Here is a 24,592-nt window from a genome sequence, read left to right as displayed (position 1 = left end):
GGACTTGGTAGTGTGAACTAGCAGGTCGCATGCCAACCGATTCTAACCCGATGAATTGGCGGCCTGTAAAGTGTTTCTACAAATGTGGAAAAGGCACCGCGGAGGGTGCCTTCTCTTGTGCTGCTTGTGCAGGCCTGTTCGCGGGCAAGCCCGCTCCTACAGGATTGTCACTGGCCCCTAGGGCAGTGGAAACCGCTGGGAGCGGGCTTGTGCGCGAAGTGGTCGCAGCGAATCAGCCTTGCTTCACTTCACGCATCGGCTTGCCCTTCACCGGCGCACCGTTAGCCACGTAGTACTTGGCGGTGCTGCGTGGCAGCGGCTGTTGGCCACGGATCTTGTCGGAGATCTTCTCGGCAATCATGATCGTCGTGGCGTTGAGGTTGCCGGTGATGATGATCGGCATGATCGAAGCGTCGACCACACGCAGGCCCTGCATGCCATGCACGCGGCCTTCGCCGTCCACCACCGCCATCTCGTCGGTGCCCATCTTGCACGAGCAGGACGGGTGGAACGCGGTCTCGGCGTGCTCGCGGATGAACTTATCCAGCTCTTCGTCCGTCTGCACGTGGGCGCCCGGGCTGATCTCGCGGCCGCGGTAAGGGTCCAGTGCCGGCTGGGCCATGATCTCGCGGGTCAGGCGGATACCGTCGCGGAACTCCTGCCAGTCCTGCTCGCTGGCCATGTAGTTGAACAGGATGCTGGGGTGCTGGCGCGGGTCCTTGGACTTCAGGCGGATGCGGCCACGGCTCGGCGAGCGCATGGAGCCCATGTGTGCCTGAAAGCCATGCTCCTTCACGCCGTTGCTGCCGTTGTAGTTAATGGCCACAGGCAGGAAGTGGTACTGGATGTTAGGCCACTCGAACTCAGGACGGGTACGGATGAAACCGCCGGCCTCGAACTGGTTACTGGCGCCGATGCCGGTGCCGTTGAACAGCCACTCGGCACCGATGGCCGGCTGGTTCCACCACAGCAGCGATGGGTACAGCGAGACCGGCTGGGTGCAGGCGAACTGCATGTACAGCTCCAAGTGATCCTGCAGGTTTTCGCCGACGCCAGGCAGCTCGTGAACGACGGGGATGTCCAGGCTTTCCAGTAGTTCGCGCGGGCCGACGCCGGAGCGTTGCAGCAGTTGTGGCGAAGCGATTGCGCCGGAGCTGACGATGACTTCCTTGCGTGCGCGGGCTTCCACGCGCTCTTCGCTGTCGCCGACCAGGTAGGTCACGCCGATGGCGCGTTTGCCGTCGAACAGGATGCGGTCGCTCAGGGCGTGAGTGACGATGGTCAGGTTCGGGCGCTTCTTGGCCTGGTCCAAGTAGCCACGGGCAGTGCTGGCGCGACGGCCTTTCGGCGTCACGGTGCGGTCCATCGGGCCGAAGCCTTCCTGCTGGTAGCCGTTGAGGTCTTCTGTACGCGGGTAGCCTGCCTGCACGCCGGCTTCGACCATGGCGTGGAACAGCGGGTTGTTACCGGCCTTCGGCGTAGTCACGCTGACCGGACCGTCGCCACCGTGGTAGTCGTTCGGGCCGATGTCACGCGTCTCTGCCTTCCTGAAATAGGGCAGGCAGTCCAGGTATGTCCAGTCCTCGAGGCCTGGCAGCTTGGCCCAGCCGTCGAAGTCCAGGGCGTTGCCGCGGATGTAGCACATGCCGTTGATCAGCGACGAGCCACCCAGGCCCTTGCCGCGACCGCACTCCATGCGGCGACCGTCCATGTGCGGCTCCGGGTCGGTCTCGTAGGCCCAGTTGTAGCGGCGGCCTTGCAGTGGGAAGGCCAGGGCGGCCGGCATCTGGGTGCGGAAGTCGAAACGGTAGTCCGGGCCGCCGGCTTCGAGCAGCAGCACGGTGACGCCTGCGTCTTCGGTCAGGCGGGTCGCCAGGGTGTTACCGGCCGAGCCGGCACCGACGATGATGTAATCATATTCCATGGCATTTCTCCGAAATGCAGCTGCAAGCTTCTAGCTACAAGCTGCAAGAAAAAGCAGTCGTGCGAAGCTCGCGAATGGATGGACCTGCAAGGGCCGGTGGCTTGATGCCGACCGGCGCTTTTTTGCAGCTTGAAGCTTGGGGCTGTCGGTCAGAAGACCGATGTGTAGCCGCCCAGCTCAACCTGAACGGATTTGATGCGAGTGTACTGGGCCAGCGAGCTGATGCCGTTTTCGCGGCCGACACCGGATTGCTTGTAACCGCCGACCGGCATTTCCGCCGGCGACTCGCCCCAGGCGTTGATCCAGCAGATACCGGCTTCCAACTGGTGGATGATGCGGTGGGCGCGGCTGATGTCGTTGGTGCAGACGCCGGCGGCCAGGCCGTACTCGGTATCGTTGGCGCGGCGGATGACTTCTTCTTCGGTTTCGTAGCTGAGGATGCTCATGACCGGGCCGAAGATCTCTTCCTTGACGATGGTCATGTCGTCACGGCAGTCGGTGAATACGGTCGGGGCGACGAAGGCGCCTTTGGCGAAGTCGCCTTCAAGCATGCGTTCGCCACCGCACAGTACGCGGGCGCCTTCTGCCTTGCCCTTGGCGATGTAGCTCAGCACGCTCTCCATGTGGGCAAAGCTGACCAGCGGGCCGAAGTTGGTGTTCTCGTCTTCCGGGTTACCGGCGCGGATGCGCGCCACGCGCTCGGCGATCTTGGCTTCGAAGGCTGCTTTCAGAGACGCTGGGACGAACACGCGGGTGCCATTGGTACAAACTTGGCCCGAGCTGTAGAAGTTGGCCATCATGGCGATGTCGGCGGCGCGGTCCAGATCGGCGTCGTCGCAGATGATCAGAGGCGACTTGCCGCCCAGCTCCATGGTCACTTCCTTGAGCGAAGAGCTGGAGGCGCTGGCCATGACCTTCTTGCCGGTAGTGGTGCCGCCGGTGAAGGAGACTTTCTCGATGCGTGGGTGCTCAGTCAGCCAGGTGCCGACTTCACGGCCGCTGCCGGTCAGGACGTTGAACACGCCGTCCGGCAGGCCGGCTTCGGTGTAGATCTCGGCCAGTTTCAGGGTGGTCAGCGAGGTCACTTCGCTTGGCTTGAAGATCATCGCATTGCCGGCGGCCAGGGCCGGGGCGGATTTCCACAGGGCGATCTGGATCGGGTAGTTCCAGGCGCCGATACCAACGGTCACGCCCAGCGGCTCACGGCGGGTGTAGACGAAGGAGCTGTCGCGCAGCGGGATCTGTTCACCTTCGATGGCCGGGACCAGGCCTGCGTAGTATTCCAGCACGTCGGCGCCGGTGACGATGTCGACGTAGCGGGTCTCGGAGTAGGACTTGCCGGTGTCCAGGGTTTCCAGCATGGCCAGCTCGTCGTTGCGCTCGCGCAGGATGTCGACGGCACGGCGCAGGATACGCGAGCGCTGCATGGCGGTCATCGCGGCCCAGACTTTCTGGCCACGTTCGGCGCTTTCCACGGCGCGCTCGACGTCTGCTTGGGTGGCACGTTGCACATGGGCGAGGACTTCGCCGTTGGCCGGGTTGATGGCTTCGAAGGTGGCATCGCTGCCAGCGTCGACATAACCACCATCAATGTAGAGTTTTTGCGTTTCGAAACGGGCCATAGTGTCCTCGCAAGTGCAGTGTGTGTTGGCTATCCGCGCTGTGCTCCTGCCTGTTTGGCAATGGCTGGGCGCGGTGGTTCAGAGGCCTGGGGGTTTGGGTCCGGGCGCTGCTGTTTCGCCAGTTGTAGATCCATGTATTCGTAAGCGATTTGCTGCGCCTGGTCAGTATCGAAAGCGTCTCCTGACAGGGCGCCGCGCAGCCACAGTCCGTCGATCAAGGCTGCCAGGCCACGGGCGGCGCTGCGTGCTTCAGGCAGCGGCAGCACTCGGCGGAACTGGCAGCACAGGTTGGAATACAAGCGGTGGTCGTTGATCCGCTGCAACCTGTGCAAGGACGGCTGGTGCATGCTGGCGGCCCAGAAGGCCAACCAGGTTTTCATTGCCGGGCCGCTGACTTGGCTCGCATCGAAGTTGCCTTCGATGATCACCTGCAGGTGAGCTCGTGGGCTGTCGTCTCCGAGTGCCTGCCGACGTGCGGCGATGCTCTCGTTCAGCGCGCTCATGAGGTAGCGCATGGTCGCTGCGATCAGGCCGTTCTTGTCCCGAAAGTAGTGACTGATGATGCCATTCGACACACCGGCCAAACGGGCAATCAGCGCAATGCTGGCGTCCCCCATCCCGACTTGGTCGACGGCCATCAGCGTGGCGTCGATCAACTGCTGGCGGCGGATGGGTTGCATACCGACCTTGGGCATCTTGCGTATCTCCTCAGGCCTGCGAGCAGACGACGAACGGCTGCCTCGGCGAAGGCCAGTCTATTTTGTTTTGATTGAACGTTCAATCAACAAAGAATATGCTCTGCGACAATTTGTGCCCTTGACAGCATTTTAAGCGGTTCAGTCGGCACAGAATTGGCACCCCAAAAAATCGTGTAACCCCCGGAATACAAGGCGTTGACGGGTGTAAGCGAGGCGTTGGACAGATTCTGCCGAGCGGTCTGGGACTGCGCGGCCGACCCTCGGAGCGGGGTTGCAGTCTGTTTTTACAACGTTTCGATTCGGGATCACGGTTTCCAAGGTGCATTTATAACACCTGACGTAGTAGGGCTATTGCACCAATTGCGCAGGGTACAGATTGATTAGCCTCCACTCCCGCACTGCCCGGAGCATTCGTGCAATGAGTTCTGCCTCCCTAACCAAGACCCCCGCCGAAAGGGTCCGGGTCAACAGCGTGGTGTTCTACACCTCGGCACTGCTGATCCTGCTGTTGACTGCCTTGCTTATCGCTGTTCCCGAAACTGCCGGCCATGTGCTGGGCCTGGCCCAGGCCTGGCTGACGCGCACGTTTGGCTGGTACTACATGCTGGTGATATGCGGCTACCTGCTGTTCGTCATCGCGCTGGCTTTCTCGGACTTCGGCAAGCTCAAGCTTGGCGGCAAGGAAGACAAGCCCGACTTCAGCTACGGCGCCTGGGCCGGCATGCTGTTTTCCTCCGGCATCGGTATCTCGCTGTTGTACTTCGGCGCCTCCGAGCCTCTGGACCATTATTTCAATCCGCCGCAAGGCTCGCCCGCCAGCCTGGAGGCCGCACGCCAAGGCTTGCAGTTGACCTTCTTGCATTGGGGGCTGCACGGCTGGGCGATCTATGCCCTGGTCGGCTTGGCCGTGGCTTATTTCGCCTACCGTCACAACCAGCCGCTGGCCTTGCGTTCGGCGCTGTATCCGCTGGTCGGTGAGCGTTGGGTCAAGGGCGGTGCCGGGCACGCCGTCGACATCTTCGGCATGTTCGTGACCCTGCTGGGCCTGGTGACCAACCTGGGCATCGGCTCGATGCAGGTGGCCTCGGGCCTTGAGTACCTGTTCGGCGTGGACCACAGCAAGACCAACCTGCTGGTGGTGATCCTGGTCATGAGCACCGTGGCGACCATCGCGGCGGTGTCGGGCGTGGAGAACGGCATCCGCCGCCTGTCCAACCTGAACATCCTGCTGTTCAGCGGCCTGCTGCTGTTCGTGCTGCTCAACGGTCCGACCCTGCACCTGCTCAACGGCTTCGTGCAAAACATCGGCGATTACCTCAACGGCGTAGTGCTCAAGACCTTCGATCTCTACGTCTACGAGGGTGACAGCAATAAGTCCGAGCGCTGGCTGGGCTTGTGGACCGTGTTCTACTGGGCCTGGTGGATCTCCTGGGGCCCATTCGTCGGGATGTTCATTGCACGTATCTCCCGTGGCCGCACCGTGCGCGAGCTGGTGGCCGGCGTGCTGCTGATCCCGTTGGGCTTCACTTTGGCCTGGCTGTCGATCTTCGGCAACACCGCGCTGGACCTGGTGATCAACCAGGGAGCGGTGGAACTGGGCAAGACCGCCCTTGAACAGCCGTCGATGTCGATCTACCAACTGCTCGAGTACTTCCCAGCGGCGAAGATCGTCGTGGGTGTGGCTGTGTTCGTCGGCTTCGTGTTGTTCCTGACCCCGGCTGACTCTGGCGCGGTAATGATGGCCAACTTGTCGTGCAAAGGCGGCCAGGTGGACGAAGATGCGCCGCACTGGCTGCGTATCTTCTGGTCGGCGGTCATCACCCTGGTTACCATCGGCCTGCTGTTCGCAGGCAACTTCGAAGCCATGCAGACCATGGTGGTGCTGGCCGGCCTGCCGTTCTCGGTGGTGCTGGTGCTGTTCATGTTTGGCCTGTACAAGGCCATGAAACAGGACGTCCAGGCCGAGCAGGAGCGGGCCGAACTGGCCGCCCGTGGTCGCCGCGGCTTCAGCGAGCGCCTGAGCCAGATGGAACTGCAGCCGACCCAGGCCGTGGTTCAGCGGTTCATGGACAAGCAAGTCAGCCCGGCCCTCAAGGAAGCCGCTGCGCAATTGCAGACCCTGGGTTTCACTGTGGAAACCCGTGTAGGACAGTCGCGTGCGTCCATGGGCCTGCGGGTGATGATGGAAGAGGGCAACCCTTTCGTTTATGAAGTGAGCCTGGATGGCTACCTGGCCGCGCCGAGCGAGGCACCGGTCGAAGGCGAGCCTGAAGTGCGCCAGCGCTTCTATCGCGCGGAGGTCTACCTACATGACGGCAGCCAGGAGTATGACCTGATGGGCTTCACCCGTGATCAGGTCGTGCGTGATGTACTCGATCAGTTCGAGAGCCATCGCCAGCTGCTGGGGCGTGTCTACAGCTGATGTTGCCTGACTGAGCGCAAACCGACAGCCCGCGCTCGCTGGTTTCGAGTAAGGGACATCAGCGGTTGTGATACAGGCCCTGCTTGCCGTGTGCGGGCATGGCCCGGTTACTGCGCTCCGCGATTACCTGGTGGATATCGATCCACTCGATGCCCTGGCTCTTGAGCCGGGGCAGCTCGCGTTCAAGCACTTCGAGCGTCTGTGGGTAGGGGTGGCCTATCAGCACGGCCGAGCCTTGCTTGTGGGCCAGGGCAATACCTTGCTGAAGCTGGGCGGTTATGGCTTCGGGGGTGCGCACGTCATCGAGGAAGACATCTCGCGAGACATGGGCCAGGCCGATTTCCTGGGCTTTGGCCGCCGCCACGGTAGCTGCGCTGGTACGGCTGTCGACGAAGAACAGGTGGCGGCGCTGCAGTTCGCTCATCAGCCAGGCCATGGGGCCGGGCTGTGAGGTCATGCGGCTGCCCATGTGATTGTTGATCCCGGCGGCGTAGGGCACCTTGGTAAGGGCGGCGTCCAGGCGCTGGGCCAGTTCCGATACTGGCGTACCGGGGTGCCAGGCGTAGGGGCCGGTGGCCGGGTCCATGGGCATGTGCAGGATCACCGTCTTGCCGGCATGGTGGGCCTGGCGGGCGAAATCGGTGGCGTGGGGCGTGTCAGGCATGATCGCCAGGGTCACCGGGCCGGGCAGGGCAAGTACGCGGCTGTCACGGGCAGTATTCTGGCCCAGGTCGTCGATGATCACGCTCAGGTAGGCCTTGCCCTGTTGGGCAGGTGCCGCGAACACGGCGCCGCTCAACAGGCACAAAAGGGTACACAGCAGGTAACGCATGCAGGATGTCACTTGCTCTGGGTGATGCTCAGGCCCTTGAGCAGGCTCAGAGCCTGGCTGAGCTGGAAGTCGTTGTCCTGTGGACGTTCCTGGCGTTTGGCAGCGCTGCTGCTCGAAGGCCGGTCGGCACCACCATTGCCATTGCCCAGGTGGCCCTGCAGGTCGGCTTCCTTGAAGTTATCGTTGTCCTGCTCGGCGGTGAGCTTGGCCGGCCGCACCTCGATATCTGGAACGATGCCCTGGGCCTGGATCGAGCGGCCGTTAGGGGTGTAGTACAGGGCGGTGGTGAGCTTGAGCGCCCGGTCGTTGTTCAGCGGCAGCACGGTCTGCACCGAGCCCTTGCCGAAGCTGTCGGTGCCCATCAGCACCCCGCGTTTCTGGTCCTGCAGGGCACCGGCGACGATCTCCGACGCCGAGGCGCTGCCGCCGTTGATCAGTACCACGAGCGGCACGCCTTCGCTGGCATCGGCCGGGTCGGCGGAGAAGCGCAGCTCCGAGTTGGCGATGCGGCCTTTGGTGTAGACGATCAGGCCCTTGGTCAGGAAATGGTCGGCCACTTCCACTGCCGACTGCAGCACGCCGCCTGGGTTGTTGCGCAGGTCCAGGACCAGGCCGCGAAGCTTCTTGCCGTTGTCCTTGCGCAGCTTGGCCAGGGCCTTGCCGACTTCCTCGCCGGTCTTGACCTGGAACTGGGTGATGCGGATGTAGCCGTAGTTGTCCTCGAGCAGCTGGCTCTTGACGCTCTTGACCTGGATCACGGCCCGGGCCAGGGTCACGTCGAAAGGCGTTCCACCGTCGCGCACCAGGGTGAGGGTGATCTTCTCGCCAACCTTGCCACGCATCTTGTCCACGGCCTCGGTCATGGTCTGGCCGCGAGTCGGCTGGCCGTTGATCTTGACGATCAGGTCGCCGGCCTCGATGCCCGCGCGCGAGGCAGGGGTGTCGTCGATCGGCGACACGACCTTGACGAAACCGTCCTCCATGCCGACCTCGATGCCCAGGCCGCCGAACTCGCCGCTGGTGCTTTCCTGCAGTTCTTGGAAGTCCTCCGGGCCGAGGTAGGCGGAGTGTGGGTCGAGATTGCCGAGCATGCCCTTGATGGCGTTTTCCAGCAGGGTCTTGTCGTCCACCGGTTCGACATAGGCGGCCTTGATCCGGTCCATGACCTCGGCGAAGGTACGCAGCTCATCCAGCGGCAGTGGTGCCTTGGTCGTCACTGCGGTGGCGGACGCCGCGGCTGGCCTGGCCGGCTCGGCCGCGCAGGCCAGGGGCGCGCCAACGACCAGGGCGATGGTCAGGGCCAGCGAGGTGAGGCGAGGCGATTGCTGCATGTCGAACGAACTCCTGATCCTGATAACGCTCCGCGGGGAGCACCGGCGCAGCCATGGCCTGCGCTACGCCGTCAAATAAGAGAAGGTGCCTATCCCTGGGCACGGCACCATTGCGCTGGGTCGCTGGGGCGCCCCTGCTGGCGGATTGCGAAATACAGGCCTGCGCTGTCCTGGCCGCCACTGTTGCCAACGGTGGAGATGGCCTCCCCGGCCTTGACGATGTCTCCGGCGCTCTTGAGCAGGCTTTGGTTGTGGCCGTACAGGCTCAGGTAACCATTCCCATGGTCGAGAATGACCAGAAGTCCGGCGCCGCGCAACCAGTCTGCGAACACCACTCGGCCACCATGCACGGCGCGTACTTGGCTGCCGGGAGTGGCACTGATCATCACACCATCCCACTTTGCCCGGGAGTCGTCACCCCGGGCTTCGCCGAAGCGTGCCAGTAATCGACCATTGACCGGCCATGGAAGTTTGCCGCGTGCGGCAGAAAAAGCGCCGCCATAGGTTTCGCCGGTACTGGAAACCAGCGGGCCAAGAAGGGGGCGCGGCTTCTTCGAGCCATCGTCGCGAGCCGCCAGGGCTTCGCGTTGGCGTTGTTTTTCAGCTTCCTGCCGGGCCAGCAGAGCGCGTTGGCGTGCTTGCTCGGCTTCGCGGGCCTGGCGCGCGAGGGTTTCTTCGATAGTCTTGAGCACGCGGGTCAGCTCGGCCTGGTCTTGCTGGCGGGACTGGAGCTTCTGGTCGCGGGCCTTCATGTCGCTATTGAGCTTGGCCAACACTTGCCGGCGTTCATTGCGCACGGCCTCCAGTTCCTGGCGGCGACTGTCGAGGTTGCCGCGCTGGGCCAGCAACTGGGCTTGCTGGCGGGCGATGTCCTGCTCGACGCCGGCCAGCTGGCGCAGGGTTTCGTTGAAGGCGCGCAATTGCTCCAGGCGTGCCTTGCTCAGGTAGTCGTAGTAGGTCAGGGTGCGGGCGAATTTTTCCGGGTTCTGCTGGTTGAGCAGCAGTTTGAGGTATTCCTCACGGCCATTCTGGTAGGCCGAGCGGGCCTGGACGGCAATCAGTCGCTGTTGTTCAATGCGGGCGCTCTGGAGTTTTTTTTTCTCGTTATCAAGGCGCTCCAGCTCGCCCTCGGTCTTTTTTAGTTCCTGTTGCAGAGCCTCCACCTGCTTTTCAAGCTTGCCGATGTCGGTCTCGGTAGCGCGCAGGTCTTTCTGCACGCCGGATTTTTCTTCCTGCAGCTTGCCCAGCATCTTCTGTAACTCGGCGATGTCCTGGCGGGTGGCGTCGAGTTTCTGCTGGGTCTGCGCGCGCTCGTCGGCGAAGGCCGGGCTGAGCAGGCAGGTCAGGACTAGGAGGATCAGGGCGCGAAGCATGGAATGGGCGTACCAGGGGCTGGAGACGGGCCTAGTATGCCCGCCATGGCCTGCAAAAAAAACGCCCCACGGTACATGCGGTAGGCGTTTGTCTGGAAAATCAATGTTCGGCCATTGCGAGGGCTTTGCCCTCGATCGCGACACAAGGCCGTTCCCATTAGGTTTCAAGTGAAGAGTCTGCGGGAGCGACCTTAGTGCCGCGATGGGCCGCATCGCGGCCCTTGGCGCGGATCTCAGGCGTTGACCAGGATCGAGGTGCCGGTCATTTCCGCCGGCTTCTCCAGGCCCATCAGTTTCAGCATGGTCGGGGCCACGTCTGCCAGGACACCGCCTTCGCGGACCTTGAGGGCACGCTTGCCGACATAGATGAACGGTACCGGCTCGGTGGTGTGGGCGGTGTGCGCCTGACCGGTGCACTCGTCTTCCATCTGCTCGACATTGCCATGGTCGGCAGTGATCAGGGCTTCGCCACCGACCTTGTCCAGAGCCTCGACGATGCGACCTACGCAGTGGTCCAAGGCTTCGACGGCCTTGACCGCTGCCTCGAACACGCCGGTGTGGCCTACCATGTCACCATTGGCGTAGTTGACCACGATGACGTCGTAGCGCTGCTGCTCGATGGCCTCGACGATGCGGTCGGTGACCTCGGGCGCGCTCATTTCCGGCTGCTGGTCATAGGTGGCGACCTTCGGCGAGGGGATCAGGATGCGCTCCTCGCCTTCGAACGGTTCTTCGCGTCCGCCGGAGAAGAAGAAGGTGACGTGGGCATACTTCTCGGTTTCGGCGATGCGCAGTTGGGTCTTGCCGTTCTTGGCCAGGTATTCGCCGAGCACGTTGTTCAGGCTGGCCGGTGCGAAGGCCGCTGGCGCAGGGATCTTCGCCGAGTACTGGGTCAGGCCGATGTAGGCCGCCAGCTTGGGCAGTCGGGCACGGGGGAACTCGTTGAAATCAGGCTCGACGAACACACGGGACAGTTCGCGGGCGCGGTCGGCGCGGAAGTTCATGAAGATCACCGCGTCGCCGTCCTCGACCTTGACCGCTTCGCCGATGCGGGTGGCTTTGACGAATTCATCGCTCTCGTCGCGGGCATAGGCCGCTTCCAGACCGGCCACCGCCGTGTCGGCGCTGTATTCGGCAACACTGTCGACGATCAGGTTGTAGGCGGCGGATACGCGGTCCCAGCGGTTGTCGCGGTCCATGGCGAAGTAGCGGCCGATGATGCTGGCAATGCGGCCCTTGCCAAGGCGCTGGAAGGTGGTGTCGAGCAGTTCCAGCGAGGATTGGGCGCTGCGCGGCGGGGTGTCACGGCCGTCGAGGAAGGCATGCAGGTAGATTTTCTCGGCTCCCCGTTGCGCGGCCAGTTCGGCCATGGCGATCAGGTGGTCCTGGTGGCTGTGCACGCCGCCATCCGACAGCAGGCCAAGAATATGCACGGCCTTGCCAGCACCCGCAGCTTTGTCGACCGCGCCGGCCAGCACCGGGTTCTCGAAGAACTCGCCGTCACGGATGGCCTTGGTTACCCGGGTGAAGTCCTGATACACCACGCGCCCGGCGCCGAGGTTCATGTGGCCGACCTCGGAGTTGCCCATCTGGCCGTCAGGCAGGCCGACATCCATGCCGGAGCCGGAGATCAGGCCATGTGGCTGGCTGGCGCGCAGGCGGTCGTAGACCGGCGTGTTGGCCGAGTAGATGGCGTTGTACTCGGGGCTTTCGCTGTGACCGAAACCATCCAGGATGATCAGGACCAGGGGTTTAGGCGTGCTCGTCATCAATCCCACTCACGGTTGCTCAAGATGATAAAGACACGCATTTTAGGGCAAATCGGCCAGGGATGACGAATTATCCTTGGCCTGGCTGCCAGCCGGGCCGACAGGCTGCAGCCATTACCGGCGTCGGCCCTGTCGGGCGGGCTTTGGCCGACCTTGGGGGCTGTGTATACTGGCCGGCATTTTCAATGGCCTGGAAACACCCCTGATGGTTGCTAACCTGATTGAATTCGCGACAAATCACTATCTACTGGTGGGTATCTTCGTCGTTCTGCTGGTCTTGCTGATCCTCAACGAAGCCCGCCGTGGCGGCCGCAGCTTGAGCAACGGCGAGCTGACCTCGCTGGTCAACAGTGAAAAAGGCCTGGTGATCGACATCCGCCCGACCAAGGAATACTCCTCCGGCCATATCGTCGGCGCCCTGAACATTCCCCAGGACAAGCTGACCAGTCGCATGGCCGAACTGGAAAAACACAAGGCCAAGACCCTGATCATCGTCGACAACATGGGCCAGCACTCAGGCGGCGTCGCTGGTGAACTGATCAAGGCCGGCTACACCGCGGCCAAGCTGAGCGGTGGTGTTTCCAGCTGGAAAGCCGATAACCTGCCGCTGGTGAAGTGATATGAAGCCCGTCATCGTCTACTCCAGCGACTATTGCCCCTATTGTTCCCGTGCCAAGTACCTGCTCGAGAGCAAGGGCGTGGCCTTCGAGGAGATCAGGGTCGACGGCAAGCCGCAGGTGCGCGCTGAAATGAGCCAGAAGGCCGGCCGTACCTCGGTGCCGCAGATATGGATCGGCAGCACTCACGTGGGTGGCTGCGATGAGCTGTATGCGCTGGAGCGAGCGGGCAAGCTCGATGCTCTGCTCGAGGCTTGATTCACCCCCCTTTAAAAGACCTTAGAAAAAGGATCTGCCATGACTGACCAACAGAACAACGGCGCTGCCGCTGACGAAAACGCTCCACAGTTCTCCATGCAGCGCATTTACGTGCGCGATCTGTCGTTCGAAGCTCCGAAAAGCCCGGCGATCTTCCGCCAGCAGTGGGAGCCGAGCGTCGCCCTGGACCTGAACACCAAGCAGAAGGCCCTGGAAGGCGATTTCCATGAAGTGGTGCTGACCCTGTCGGTCACCGTCAAGAACGGCGAGGAAGTGGCCTTCATCGCTGAAGTGCAGCAGGCCGGTATCTTCCTGATCAAGAACCTCGACGCCGCTTCGATGAGCCACACCCTGGGCGCGTTCTGCCCGAACATCCTGTTCCCGTATGCCCGTGAGGCGCTGGACAGCCTGGTGACCCGTGGTTCGTTCCCGGCGCTGATGCTCTCGCCGGTCAACTTCGACGCACTGTACGCGCAGGAAATGCAGCGCATGCAGGAAGCTGGCGAAGCTCCGTCGCTGCAGTAAGCGTTACCGCGACGAACGAAAAGCGTCCTGCGGGGTAATGCTGTTCACTTAAGCTGGAGTGCCTTCAGGTGGGGCTGCTACGCAGCCCATCGCGACACAAGGCCGCTCCCACAGAGGACTTGCAAGCCATACATTTACGTATCGGCAAGCCCCTTGTGGGAGCGGCCTTGTGTCGCGATGGGGCGCGCAGCGGCCCCAAACCATACGACAGATGCCTTAAGTGAACAGCATTACCCTGCGGGGCGCTTTTTTATGATTCGCAGGCTTTGCCCGCGATCTCAGGCAAAGCCCTGCTGGCGCCAGGCCTCGTAGACGGTGACGGCCACGGTGTTGGACAGGTTGAGGCTGCGGCAGCCGGGGCGCATGGGCAGGCGCAGGCGCTGCTCGGGGGGCAGGCTGTCGAGCACGTCGGCGGGCAGGCCACGGCTTTCCGGGCCGAACAGGAAGGCGTCACCTGGCTGGAAGGCGACCTCATGGTAGGGATGCGAGGCTTTGGTGGTAAAGGCGAACAGCCGGGGTTGGCCGAGGCTTTCCAGGCATCCGGCCAGGCTCTCATGGCGCTTGAGCGTGGCATACTCGTGATAATCCAGGCCCGCCCGGCGCAGGCGCTTGTCATCCAGTTCGAAACCTATGGGTTCGATCAGGTGCAGGTCGCAGCCGCTGTTGGCGCAGAGCCGGATAATGTTGCCGGTATTTGGCGGAATCTCTGGTTGAAAAAGGATGACGTGAAACATGCACGGCTCCGAGCGTGAAGATGGCGAGCATTCTACCCTCGAACCGGACCCGCGTTCGAAGGCCTGGCCACGGGTGCTGTTCTCCCTGGCGATTCTGGGCATGCTGGTGGGGCTGATGATCGGCCGCTTGACTGCACCTGAACCTAGGGTGTTGGAGCGGGTTGAGGTGGCCGAGGCCGGGCTGGACCTGTGGTTCAACGAAGAACCCAAGTTGCACGGGGAAGAGGTGGAGGGGACCGTGGCGCTGCTGTTCGATGCCCAGGGTAAAGCCCAGCGTGGCCAGTTGCAGATGCAGGGCAAGCCCGTCAGCTGGCGTGTGCAGAACAGTGAGGGTGGTTTGCTTGTGACCCTGATTGCCGCGCGTCCCCTGCACGGCGACTGGGCCGGTGCAGAGGACGCTGGGCGTTGGCGGGTGCAGGTGAGGCTGCACGAATAAAAGAGGGGATTTCCCGGCCTGCCTGTACCGAGGTCCCCAAAACTGGAGGTACTTGGCTTATTGCAGGTGTCGTGCCAATTCTGCAAAGGCCGAAAAATGGGCGGTTTAGAGGGAGTTGGGCGGGGAGGGCGGCTACTTTGTGCCTTCAGGCGGTGCAAGAAGCACAGGATCGGTGCATTGCATGTTGCGGCGGCTGCTGTAGGAGCGGCGGTTCGGCGCCCCGACTTGCCCGCGAATGCGGCGGTGAATTTACCGACGCATTCGTGGGCAAGCCCGCTCCTGCAGGGTCCTGCTAAGTCAATGAGCTATGTGTTGTTCTATGAGGGCCAGCGAGGGAGTGCAAAGGCTGGGGTGAGGCTCAGTGCTCATCACCCTCATCATCATCCCCGCCATCGACCTTCATCCCCAGTTCCTTGATCTTGCGGGTCAGCGTGTTGCGGCCCCAGCCCAGCAGCACAGCGGCATCACGGCGGCGGCCAGCGGTGTGCTTGAGGGCAGTCTCGATCATGATGCGCTCGAAGCTGGGCACCGCGCTGTCGAGCAGGTTCGACTGGCCACGGGCCAGAGCCTGGTCGGCCCACTGGCGCAGGGCTTGTTCCCAGTTGGTCACCGGGGCGGCGTCCTGGGGCAGGTTGAGCAGTTCGGGCGGCAGATCGCCAATGAGCACCTCTCGGCTGGAGGCCATCACGGTGATCCAGCGGCAGGTGTTCTCCAACTGGCGTACGTTGCCCGGCCAGGGCAGGTTACGGATGAACTCTTCGGTTTCCGGCTTGAGCAGCTTGGGCTCGACGGCCAACTCTTGGGCGGCGCGGCCAAGGAAGTGGCGGGCCAGAGCCGGGATGTCTTCGCGACGGTCGGCCAGGCGTGGAATGTGGATGCGGATCACGTTCAGGCGGTGGAACAGGTCTTCACGGAACTTGCCGGCCTGCACCAGGGTTTCCAGATTCTGGTGGGTGGCGGCGATGATGCGTACGTCGACTTTCACTGGCACGTGGCCGCCAACGCGGTAGAACTCGCCATCGGCCAAAACCCGCAGCAGGCGGGTTTGGGTGTCAGCGGGCATGTCGCCGATCTCGTCAAGGAAGAGGGTGCCGCCGTCAGCCTGCTCGAAACGGCCTCGGCGCAGGTTGGCTGCGCCGGTGAAGGCGCCTTTCTCATGGCCGAACAGCTCGGACTCCATCAGGTCCTTGGGGATTGCCGCCATGTTCAGGGCGATGAACGGCGAGGCAGCTCGAGGGCTGTGGCGGTGTAGGGCATGGGCGACCAGCTCCTTGCCAGTGCCGGACTCGCCGTTGATCAGCACGGTAATATTGGAGTGGCTGAGGCGGCCGATGGCCCGAAACACCTCCTGCATCGCCGGCGCTTCACCGATGATCTCCGGGGTACGGGCCAGGCTGGGTGGAGCATCCAGGCCTTGCTGCTCTTGGGCATGCTGGTTGGCGCGCTTGACCAGCGATACGGCTTCGTCCACGTCGAAGGGCTTGGGCAGGTACTCGAAGGCGCCTCCCTGGTAGGAGGCCACGGCACTGTCCAGGTCCGAATGGGCGGTCATGATGATCACCGGCAGGCGCGGATGCTGTTCGCGGATCTGCGCCAGCAGGTCCAGGCCGCTGGTACCTGGCATGCGGATGTCGGAGATGATCACATCAGGTTGCTGTCGTGCCAGGCGGCCCATGACGCCATCGGCGCTGTCGAAGCTCTGGGTGGTCATGCCCTCCTGTTGCAGGGCCTTTTCCAGGACCCAGCGGATGGAGCGATCATCGTCGACGATCCAGACAGTTTCACTTCGGCTCATGAGGCAGTGGCTCCTTGTTCCAGTGGCAGGAAGATCGAGAAGTTGGTGTGTCCAGGATGGCTGTCACACTCGATCAGGCCCTGGTGCTGGCTGATGATGTTCTGGGTGATAGCCAGGCCCAACCCGGTACCGTCCGGGCGACCGCTGACCATGGGGTAGAAGAGGGTGTCCTGGAGTTCTGCCGGAATGCCCGGGCCGTTGTCGGCGATCTCGACCCGCGCCACCAGGCGATGGCGAGTGTGGCCGATGGTGAACTGGCGCATGGCCCGGCTGCGTAGGGTGATGCGACCCAGGCGCAGCTCGTTCTGGCCGCTGATGGCTTGCATGGCGTTGCGCACGATGTTGAGTACGGCCTGGATCATCTGTTCGCGGTCGATCAGCACATCGGGCAGGCTTGGGTCGTAGTCGCGCACTATGGTGATAAGGCCCTGGCTTTCCGCCTCGACCAGGCTGCAGACCCGCTCCAGCACTTCATGGATATTGGTCATGGCCAGCGATGGCAGCTTGTTCGAGCCGAGCATGCGGTCGACCAGGTTACGCAGGCGGTCGGCCTCCTCGATGATCACGTTGGTGTAGTCGCGCAGCTCGTCAGCGGGCAGTTCCCGCGACAGCAACTGGGCGGCGCCACGGATGCCACCGAGGGGGTTCTTGATCTCGTGGGCGAGACCGCGCACCAGCATCTTGGTGGTCTCCTGCTTCGACAGCTGGGCTTCTTCCTTGGTGATGCGCAGCAGTCGGTCACGCGGATGCACCTCCAGCAACAACAGGGTCTGGCCCTGGTTGAGGATGGGCGTGACGGCATAGTCGACGGTGAGGTTCTGGCCGCTCAGCGATGTCAGCTGTGCCTCGCGCTTGGTGAACGGGTGTGCCTGTTCCACGGCCTGGCGCAAGGAGTTGAGCGCCTCGGCCGATTCGGTGAACAGCTCACTGATGAATTGTCCATGGCTACGCTGGCCACTGATGGCCAAGAGCATTTCCGCTGCCGGATTCATGTACTCGAGGCGCAGTTCGGCATTGAGCAGGATGGTGGCAGTGGTCAGGTTGTCCAGGAGCAGACGGTGCAGTGCATCGCTGATGGTCATAAGGCGTTGTTGACCTCTTTTGGCTCATGGCGCCTCTGGCTGGGCCAGGGGCGGGCGCGCTGGTAATCCGCTGATACGAAGAAAATGCAAAAAACAAACCAAGGCTCCGAAAAGAAGCGGGATTTCCGGATAAAGACCTGTAATTGCGCGGATCAGGGCTATAAACGCCTGGAATTCCAACTTTTGTGAGCCAAAGTGGGGAGTGGATTAGCCCGCTCGGGCGTCGTGCGCACCAATATAGAGCATAGGGTGCTCCAGGTTTTTCCGCGTAGTTGTCTGGTAGGGCGGAGTCAATCCCGGGACGGTGTCCGGAGGAGAGGGCGTAGCGCCTCATTCGAGAGGGCTGTCTGCGTAGGGGTGAAAAAAATGGCCTCACGAAGGAGGCCATTTTGGGAGGATGCCGCTGACGCCAGGCGTCAATGCATCAGACGCTGTAGTACAGGTCGTATTCCAGCGGGTGTACGAAGGTACGGACTTTGATTTCTTCTTCCGACTTCAGCTCGATGTAAGCGTTGATGAAGTCGTCGGAGAACACGCCACCCTTGGTCAGGAACGCACGGCCCTTGTCCAGTTCTTCCAGGGCTTCCTTCAGGCTACCGCAAACCTGTGGGATTTCCTTGGCCTCTTCAGGCGGCAGGTCGTACAGGTTCTTGTCGGCGGCATCGCCTGGGTGGATCTTGTTCTGGATGCCGTCCAGGCCGGCCATCAGCAGTGCGGCGAAGCACAAGTACGGGTTGGCAGCCGGGTCCGGGAAGCGCGCTTCGATACGGCGGGCTTTCGGGCTGGAAACGTATGGAATACGGATCGAGGCCGAACGGTTACGGGCGGAGTAAGCCAGCATGACCGGAGCTTCGAAACCTGGAACCAGACGCTTGTAGGAGTTGGTCGAAGGGTTGGTGAAGCCGTTCAGGGCCTTGCCGTGCTTGATGATGCCGCCGATGAAGTACAGGGCGGTGTCGGACAGGCCGGCATAACCTTCACCAGCGAAGGTGTTCTTGCCTTCCTTGGAGATCGACATGTGCACATGCATGCCGGAGCCGTTGTCGCCGTACAGGGGCTTGGGCATGAAGGTCGCGGTCTTGCCATAGGCATCGGCCACGTTGTGTACGCAGTACTTGAGGGTCTGTACTTCGTCAGCCTTCTTGACCAGGGTGTTGAACTTCACGCCGATTTCGTTCTGGCCAGCGGTAGCCACTTCGTGGTGGTGGACTTCGACGACCAGGCCCATCTCTTCCATGGCGTTGCACATGGCGGTACGGATTTCGTGGTCGTGGTCGACCGGTGGGACCGGGAAGTAGCCACCCTTGACGGCCGGACGGTGGCCCTTGTTGCCGCCTTCGATGTCGCCATCGGTCATCCAGGAGCCTTGCTCGGAGTTGATCTTGAACATCGAGCCGGAGATATCGGACTTGAACTTCACTTCGTCGAAGATGAAGAACTCAGGCTCGGGACCGACGAATACGGTGTCACCGATACCGGTGGACTTCAGGTATTCCTCGGCACGCTTGGCGATGGCGCGTGGGTCGCGGTCGTAGCCTTGCATGGTGGACGGTTCGATCACGTCGCAGACCAGGATCAGGGTCGGCTCTTCGGTGAACGGGTCCAGGACGGCGGAGTCGTCGTCCGGCAGAAGGATCATGTCGGAGGCTTCGATGCCTTTCCAACCTTCGATGGAGGAACCGTCGAACATCTTACCGGCTTCGAAGAACTCATCTTCCAGCGCGTCGCGAGCTGGCATGGTGACGTGTTGCTGCTTGCCTTTGGTGTCCGTGAAACGCAGATCAATCCACTTTACGTCATGATCTTTGATGAGCTGAACCGACTTCGACATGGTGTCCTCCGGATGGTCAAGAGCGCGGTTGGCCGCTGCCCTGGAAAAAGGGTGTCGCCGGGCGCGCATACTCGGCCAAGCTTACCTGCCTCACAAGAGAGCAAATTGCATGCCAGTGCCCGAAATTGGCGAGTTTGCCCCAATCTCAGGCGTTTTCAGGGGGATGCAGGCGCTGCAAGCGCTTTTGCTGCACTTATAAGAGGCGCCTGCACAAGATTGCGCACTAATTTGGTGCAAAGCAACCTTCTGTACAAAAGCTGCTCAAAGCTTGAGCAATTTCCGCTATAATTCGCGCCCTTCTTTTTCGGCAGGCCCTTCGCGCGCTGTTTTCCATGAAACTAATCGTCAAAGTCTTCCCAGAAATCACCATCAAGAGCCGGCCGGTGCGCAAGCGTTTTATCCGCCAGCTGGCCAAGAATATCCGCGTCGTGCTCAAGGACCTGGATCCGGAGCTCGTGGTCGATGGTGTCTGGGACAATCTCGAGGTGGTCACCCGTGCCTCGGACGAGAAGGTCCTGCGCGAGATGATCGACCGCCTGACGTGCATGCCGGGCATCGCGCATTTCCTGCAGGTCGAGGAGTACCCACTGGGCGACTTCGACGACATCGTCGCCAAGTGCAAGGAACACTTCGGCCACCTGTTGGCGGGCAAGCGCTTCGCCGTGCGCTGCAAGCGCGGCGGTCACCACGATTTCACCTCGATGGACGTCGACCGTTATGTCGGTAGCCAACTGCGCCAGCAGTGCGGTGCCGCCGGTATCGACCTGCGCAATCCTGAGGTCGAGGTGCGCATCGAGGTGCGCGACCAACGCCTCTATGTGGTGCACACCCGCCATCCGGGCATTGGCGGCTATCCGCTGGGCGCGCTGGAGCAGACCCTGGTACTGATGTCCGGTGGCTTCGACTCCACCGTTGCGGCCTATCAGATGATGCGCCGAGGCCTGATGACCCACTTCTGCTTCTTTAATCTTGGTGGCCGCGCCCATGAGCTGGGCGTGATGGAAGTCGCGCACTACCTGTGGAAGAAATTCGGCAGCAGCCAGCGTGTGCTGTTCATCAGCGTGCCCTTCGAGGAAGTGGTCGGTGAGATCCTCGGCAAGGTCGACAACAGCTACATGGGCGTGACCCTCAAGCGCATGATGCTGCGCGCCTCGGCCAAGATCGCCGAGCGCCTGGAGATCGACGCCCTGGTCACCGGCGAGGCGATTTCCCAGGTTTCCAGCCAGACGCTGCCGAACCTGGCGGTGATCGACCAGGCCACCGACAAGCTGGTGCTGCGTCCGCTGCTGGCCAGCCACAAGCAGGACATCATCGACACCGCCTACAAGATCGGCACCGCCGAGTTCGCCAAGCACATGCCCGAGTATTGCGGCGTGATTTCGGTGAACCCGACCACCTGCGCCAAGCCGCACCGGGTCGCCCATGAGGAGCAGCAGTTCGACATGGCGGTGCTCGAGCGCGCCCTGGAACGGGCCCGCTTCATCTCGATCGACAATGTCATCGATGAGCTGGGCCAGGACGTCGAAGTCGAGGAAGTGCGCGAGGCCCTGCCGGGGCAGATCGTCCTCGACATCCGTCACCCCGATGCCCAGGAAGACGAGCCGCTGGCGCTCGAAGGCATCGAGGTCCAGGCGCTGCCGTTCTATGCGATCAACAGCCGCTTCAAGCACCTGGATGCCAACCGGCAGTACCTGCTGTATTGCGACAAGGGCGTCATGAGTCGCCTGCATGCGCATCACCTGCTCAGTGAGGGACATGCCAATGTGCGTGTTTATCGTCCGACATAAGACGCCGGGGCTGTATGGCGGCAGTATCCGCCATCGCCCTCCCGACCATCCGGCCCACTGAGCACCATTCATTCATATTGGCCGCCTAGACTGGGCGGCAACCCGAATCCTCTGATCGAGATACACTTGTGATCGAAAATCTGCGTAACATCGCCATCATTGCCCACGTTGACCATGGCAAGACCACCCTGGTTGATAAACTCCTGCGTCAATCCGGCACCCTGGAACGTAACGAGCTCAACGACGAGCGCGTGATGGACTCCAACGACCAGGAAAAAGAGCGCGGCATTACCATTCTGGCGAAAAACACCGCCATCAACTGGAACGGCTACCACATCAACATCGTCGACACCCCCGGCCACGCCGACTTCGGTGGCGAGGTTGAGCGTGTAATGTCGATGGTCGACTCGGTGCTGCTGCTGGTCGACGCTCAAGATGGCCCTATGCCGCAAACCCGTTTCGTGACCAAGAAGGCCTTCGAGGCCGGCTTGAAGCCGATCGTGGTAATCAACAAGGTCGACCGTCCGGGTGCGCGTCCTGACTGGGTCCTGGACCAGATCTTCGACCTGTTCGACAACCTTGGCGCCACTGACGAGCAGCTGGACTTCCAAGTCGTCTACGCCTCGGCCCTGAACGGCATTGCTGGTCTGGACCACACCGACATGGCCGAAGACATGACCCCGCTGTACCAGTCGATCATCGACAACGTACCAGCGCCTGCCGTTGACCGTGACGGTCCGTTCCAGATGCAGATCTCTGCACTGGACTACAACAGCTTCCTGGGTGTGATCGGCGTTGGCCGTATCGCCCGCGGTCGCGTCAAGCCGAACACCCCGGTTGTCGCCATCGACGCCGACGGCAAGAAGCGTAACGGCCGTATCCTGAAGCTGATGGGCCACCACGGCCTGCATCGCGTTGACGTCGAAGAAGCCCAGGCCGGCGATATCGTCTGCATCAGCGGTTTCGACGAGCTGTTCATCTCCGACACCCTGTGCGACATCAACCACGTCGAAGCGATGAAGCCGCTGACCGTCGATGAGCCGACCGTTTCGATGACCTTCCAGGTCAACGACTCGCCGTTCTGCGGCAAGGAAGGCAAGTTCGTCACCAGCCGCAACATCAAGGAGCGCCTGGACAAGGAGCTGCTGTACAACGTGGCACTGCGCGTTGAAGAAGGCGACTCGGCTGACAAGTTCAAGGTTTCCGGCCGTGGTGAGCTGCACCTGTCGGTATTGATCGAAACCATGCGTCGTGAAGGCTTCGAGATGGCTGTTGGCCGTCCTGAAGTGATCATCCGCGAAGTCGACGGTGTCAAGCAGGAGCCGTTCGAGAACGTCACCATCGACATCCCTGAAGAGTCCCAGGGCAAGGTCATGGAAGAAATGGGCCTGCGTAAAGGCGACCTGACCAACATGGCGCCGGATGGCAAGGGCCGTGTCCGTCTGGAATACAACATTCCAGCCCGTGGCCTGATCGGCTTCCGCAACCAGTTCCTGACCCTGACCAACGGTGCGGGCATCCTGACCTCGATCTTCGACCGTTACGACACCATGAAGTCCGGCCACATGTCCGGCCGTCAGAATGGCGTACTGGTTTCGATCGAGACCGGCAAGGCCCTGACCTACTCCCTGGAAACCCTGCAGGCTCGTGGCAAGCTGTTCATCGAGCACGGGCAGGACATCTACAACGGTCAGATCGTCGGCCTGAACAGCCGCGACAACGACCTGGGCGTGAACCCGACCAAAGGCAAGAAGCTCGACAACATGCGTGCTTCGGGCAAGGACGAGACCATCGCCCTGGTTCCGCCGGTTCGCTTCACCCTGGAGCAGGCCCTGGAATTCATCCAGGACGACGAGCTGTGCGAAGTCACGCCGAAGTCGATCCGCCTGCGTAAGAAGATCCTGGACGAAGGCGAGCGTACCCGCGCTGCCAAGAAAGCCAAGGCTTGATCATCTAGCCTGAGCTGAAACGAAACGCCCCCGGTCGAAAGGCCGGGGGCGTTTTCGTTTGTGGGCATTGTAGGAAACGCGCTTGTTTGTTGAGGGTGTATTCGACAGGCATGCCTGTCGCCTTGCTGTCACCACGAAGCGCTTCTAGGTTTGCGGGGTCTTTGTCCAAGGAACCAGGCCATGAACCATCGCCTCATGCTCGCTATCCCTTGTCTTGCGCTATGCCTGCCGGCCATTGCTCGGCAGGACTGTGCCTCTCTGCGCCCCCAGGAGGTGGCTCGTTGCCATGTGCAGAACGTGCGCCAGACGCCGCTGGACTACCAGTTGCTTCAGCGTGTTCCAGCCGACGACCACACGCTCTACCGCTATCGTATGACCTCGCAGACCTGGGCGCCGGTGCCGGTGGTCGAACCCCGGCAGTGGGTGCACACCGTCGAGTTGTACGTGCCCGATGACGTCCTGCCACAACAGGCATTGTTGGTGGTCAACAATGGTGTGCGCTTCGGCGCCGAGCAGCAACAGCCGGACTATTCCGCTGAAGCCTTGGCTGAAATCGCCGTCCAGGCGCGCAGCGTCGTGGTGGTGATCAGCGATGTGCCCAACCAGTACGTGACCTTCAGCGATGCCACGGCACCGATGAGGGAGGACGATGCCGTGGCCCACACCTGGGCGCACTGGCTTCGCGGAGAGGGGGCCGCCCCGGAGCTGCCCTTGCACGTGCCGATGGCCGCCGCCGCCAGCCGGGCGATGGACCTGGCCACGCGCGTGCTGCCTGAGCAGCGCCTCGAGCGCTTCATCATCAGCGGGGCATCGAAGCGCGGTTGGAGTGCTTGGCTGACGGCGATGGCCGATGAGCGCGTCACGGCCATAGTGCCTTCGGTCATCGACATCGCCGACACCGACGCCATGCTCGCCGGCCTGCGTCAGCGCTACGGCGGTGCCTGGCCGATGGCTCTGTGGCCGTACCAGGCAGCGGGCGTGTTGCAGCAGCGCGGCAGTCCGGCCTTCGGTCGGCTGATGGCGATGATGGACCCGGTGCAGTACCTGGGCGAGCCCGGCGAGCGCCTGGCCATCCCCAAGTACCTGGTGTCGGCCAGCGGCGATGACTTCTTCGCTCCAGACCAGATCACCGACTTCCTACCGCGGCTGCCGGGCCAGACCAGCTTGAGGGTGCTGCCGAACTCGGACCATGGGGGCGTGCGCGGGCATGTCGTCAGCACGTTGGTGCCGCTAGTGCGACGGGTCCAGGCGGGCCAGCCGCTGCCTACTGTGCAGGTCTCGGCGGCGGATGGCGCGGGGCTTGTACAGGTCCGGCTGTCGGAGCGCCCGGTTGCCGTGCGGGTGTGGACAGCCCTCAACCCCAGGCACCGGGATTTCCGCTATGCCTGTAAGGTGCGCTACACGTCGCAGACGCTGGTGCCCAGCCAGGCGTTCAGCCTTGAATGGACGGCACCCTCATCGGGTTGGGAGGCCCGCTTCGTCGAGGCTCGTTTCGACGATGGTTTCGTTGCCACCAGCCCAGTGTCGGTGTTGCCTACGACCTTCCCTGATAACCCGCCCGTGGAAGTGGGCAAGGCCTGCAGGACCTTCCCTGACCACTGATACAC

At 62.3% G+C, this 24,592-nt stretch carries 19 protein-coding genes; 8 read left to right on the top strand and 11 right to left on the bottom strand.

Annotated elements, in window-relative coordinates:
* Nucleotides 1-232: 232 nt before the first annotated feature.
* The 3 genes from betA to betI all read right to left on the bottom strand — a co-directional run bounded on the left by betA (nucleotide 233) and on the right by betI (nucleotide 4,241).
* Nucleotides 233-1,924, bottom strand: a complete 1,692-nt coding sequence (gene betA, locus ACYU03_RS24285; RefSeq protein WP_461887144.1) for a choline dehydrogenase — start codon at nucleotides 1,922-1,924, stop codon at nucleotides 233-235.
* Between the two features lie 149 nt (nucleotides 1,925-2,073).
* Entirely contained in the window at nucleotides 2,074-3,546 is a 1,473-nt protein-coding gene (gene betB / locus ACYU03_RS24280; RefSeq protein ID WP_461887143.1) for a betaine-aldehyde dehydrogenase, read from the bottom strand.
* Between the two features lie 29 nt (nucleotides 3,547-3,575).
* Nucleotides 3,576-4,241, bottom strand: a complete 666-nt coding sequence (gene betI, locus ACYU03_RS24275; protein WP_461887142.1) for a transcriptional regulator BetI — start codon at nucleotides 4,239-4,241, stop codon at nucleotides 3,576-3,578.
* Nucleotides 4,242-4,662: 421 nt separating this feature from the next.
* On the opposite strand from betI, the gene betT reads away from it, so the two are divergent.
* Nucleotides 4,663-6,666: a choline BCCT transporter BetT gene (gene betT / locus ACYU03_RS24270; protein ID WP_461887141.1), complete on the top strand. Its 2,004-nt coding sequence runs from the start codon at nucleotides 4,663-4,665 to the stop codon at nucleotides 6,664-6,666.
* Nucleotides 6,667-6,724: 58 nt separating this feature from the next.
* On the opposite strand, the gene ACYU03_RS24265 is transcribed toward betT, so the two are convergent.
* From ACYU03_RS24265 to gpmI, 4 genes are all read right to left on the bottom strand, one after another.
* The gene (locus tag ACYU03_RS24265; RefSeq protein WP_461887140.1) at nucleotides 6,725-7,498 is read right to left on the bottom strand and encodes a divergent polysaccharide deacetylase family protein; all 774 of its coding nucleotides are present in this window, start codon (nucleotides 7,496-7,498) and stop codon (nucleotides 6,725-6,727) included.
* An 8-nt stretch (nucleotides 7,499-7,506) separates the two neighbouring features.
* Nucleotides 7,507-8,829: a S41 family peptidase gene (locus tag ACYU03_RS24260; RefSeq protein WP_461887139.1), complete on the bottom strand. Its 1,323-nt coding sequence runs from the start codon at nucleotides 8,827-8,829 to the stop codon at nucleotides 7,507-7,509.
* 89 nt (nucleotides 8,830-8,918) lie between these two features.
* Nucleotides 8,919-10,202 carry a murein hydrolase activator EnvC family protein gene (locus tag ACYU03_RS24255; protein WP_461887138.1) on the bottom strand — a complete coding sequence of 428 codons (1,284 nt, stop codon included), beginning with the start codon at nucleotides 10,200-10,202 and terminating at the stop codon, nucleotides 8,919-8,921.
* Between the two features lie 233 nt (nucleotides 10,203-10,435).
* Nucleotides 10,436-11,971, bottom strand: coding sequence for a 2,3-bisphosphoglycerate-independent phosphoglycerate mutase (gene gpmI / locus ACYU03_RS24250; protein ID WP_461887137.1), 1,536 nt, complete (start codon nucleotides 11,969-11,971; stop codon nucleotides 10,436-10,438).
* Between the two features lie 205 nt (nucleotides 11,972-12,176).
* On the opposite strand from gpmI, the gene ACYU03_RS24245 reads away from it, so the two are divergent.
* The 3 genes from ACYU03_RS24245 to secB are packed head-to-tail and all read left to right on the top strand — an operon-like array spanning nucleotide 12,177 to nucleotide 13,371.
* Nucleotides 12,177-12,590, top strand: a complete 414-nt coding sequence (locus tag ACYU03_RS24245; RefSeq protein ID WP_461887136.1) for a rhodanese-like domain-containing protein — start codon at nucleotides 12,177-12,179, stop codon at nucleotides 12,588-12,590.
* 1 nt (nucleotide 12,591) lies between these two features.
* A complete protein-coding gene (gene grxC / locus ACYU03_RS24240; protein ID WP_461887135.1) occupies nucleotides 12,592-12,846 on the top strand; it encodes a glutaredoxin 3 in 255 nt (84 codons plus the stop codon).
* A gap of 39 nt (nucleotides 12,847-12,885) precedes the next feature.
* A complete protein-coding gene (gene secB, locus ACYU03_RS24235) occupies nucleotides 12,886-13,371 on the top strand; it encodes a protein-export chaperone SecB (protein WP_461887134.1) in 486 nt (161 codons plus the stop codon).
* A 278-nt stretch (nucleotides 13,372-13,649) separates the two neighbouring features.
* Here the strand turns inward: secB and ACYU03_RS24230 are convergent, their stop codons facing one another.
* Entirely contained in the window at nucleotides 13,650-14,105 is a 456-nt protein-coding gene (locus tag ACYU03_RS24230) for a tRNA (cytidine(34)-2'-O)-methyltransferase (RefSeq protein ID WP_461887133.1), read from the bottom strand.
* Between ACYU03_RS24230 and ACYU03_RS24225 the strand changes: the two genes are divergently transcribed.
* Nucleotides 14,104-14,541: a hypothetical protein gene (locus ACYU03_RS24225; RefSeq protein WP_461887132.1), complete on the top strand. Its 438-nt coding sequence runs from the start codon at nucleotides 14,104-14,106 to the stop codon at nucleotides 14,539-14,541. The two genes, ACYU03_RS24230 and ACYU03_RS24225, sit on opposite strands and share 2 nt — an antisense overlap.
* Before the next feature lie 358 nt (nucleotides 14,542-14,899).
* Here ACYU03_RS24225 and ntrC read toward each other — a convergent pair whose 3' ends face one another.
* From ntrC to glnA, 3 genes are all read right to left on the bottom strand, one after another.
* Nucleotides 14,900-16,336 (bottom strand): nitrogen regulation protein NR(I), encoded by a 1,437-nt coding sequence (ntrC, locus tag ACYU03_RS24220; RefSeq protein ID WP_461887131.1) that lies wholly within the window; start codon nucleotides 16,334-16,336, stop codon nucleotides 14,900-14,902.
* Complete coding sequence (glnL, locus tag ACYU03_RS24215; protein ID WP_461887130.1) at nucleotides 16,333-17,418, bottom strand: nitrogen regulation protein NR(II); 1,086 nt, start codon at nucleotides 17,416-17,418, stop codon at nucleotides 16,333-16,335. The genes ntrC and glnL overlap by 4 nt, the downstream gene beginning before the upstream one ends.
* Nucleotides 17,419-17,842: 424 nt before the next feature.
* A complete protein-coding gene (gene glnA, locus ACYU03_RS24210; protein WP_461887129.1) occupies nucleotides 17,843-19,249 on the bottom strand; it encodes a glutamate--ammonia ligase in 1,407 nt (468 codons plus the stop codon).
* 332 nt (nucleotides 19,250-19,581) lie between these two features.
* Here glnA and thiI point away from each other — a divergent pair, with 332 nt between their 5' ends.
* The 3 genes from thiI (at nucleotide 19,582) to ACYU03_RS24195 (ending at nucleotide 24,587) form a co-directional block, all read left to right on the top strand.
* A complete protein-coding gene (gene thiI / locus ACYU03_RS24205) occupies nucleotides 19,582-21,036 on the top strand; it encodes a tRNA uracil 4-sulfurtransferase ThiI (RefSeq protein WP_461887128.1) in 1,455 nt (484 codons plus the stop codon).
* A 128-nt stretch (nucleotides 21,037-21,164) separates the two neighbouring features.
* Entirely contained in the window at nucleotides 21,165-22,985 is a 1,821-nt protein-coding gene (gene typA, locus ACYU03_RS24200) for a translational GTPase TypA (protein ID WP_461887127.1), read from the top strand.
* 180 nt (nucleotides 22,986-23,165) lie between these two features.
* Nucleotides 23,166-24,587 (top strand): PhoPQ-activated pathogenicity-related family protein, encoded by a 1,422-nt coding sequence (locus ACYU03_RS24195; RefSeq protein WP_461887126.1) that lies wholly within the window; start codon nucleotides 23,166-23,168, stop codon nucleotides 24,585-24,587.
* Nucleotides 24,588-24,592 lie beyond the last annotated feature (5 nt).

This window comes from Pseudomonas sp. X10, from assembly GCF_054889225.1.
This window is presented reverse-complemented; position numbering and strand designations above follow the sequence as displayed.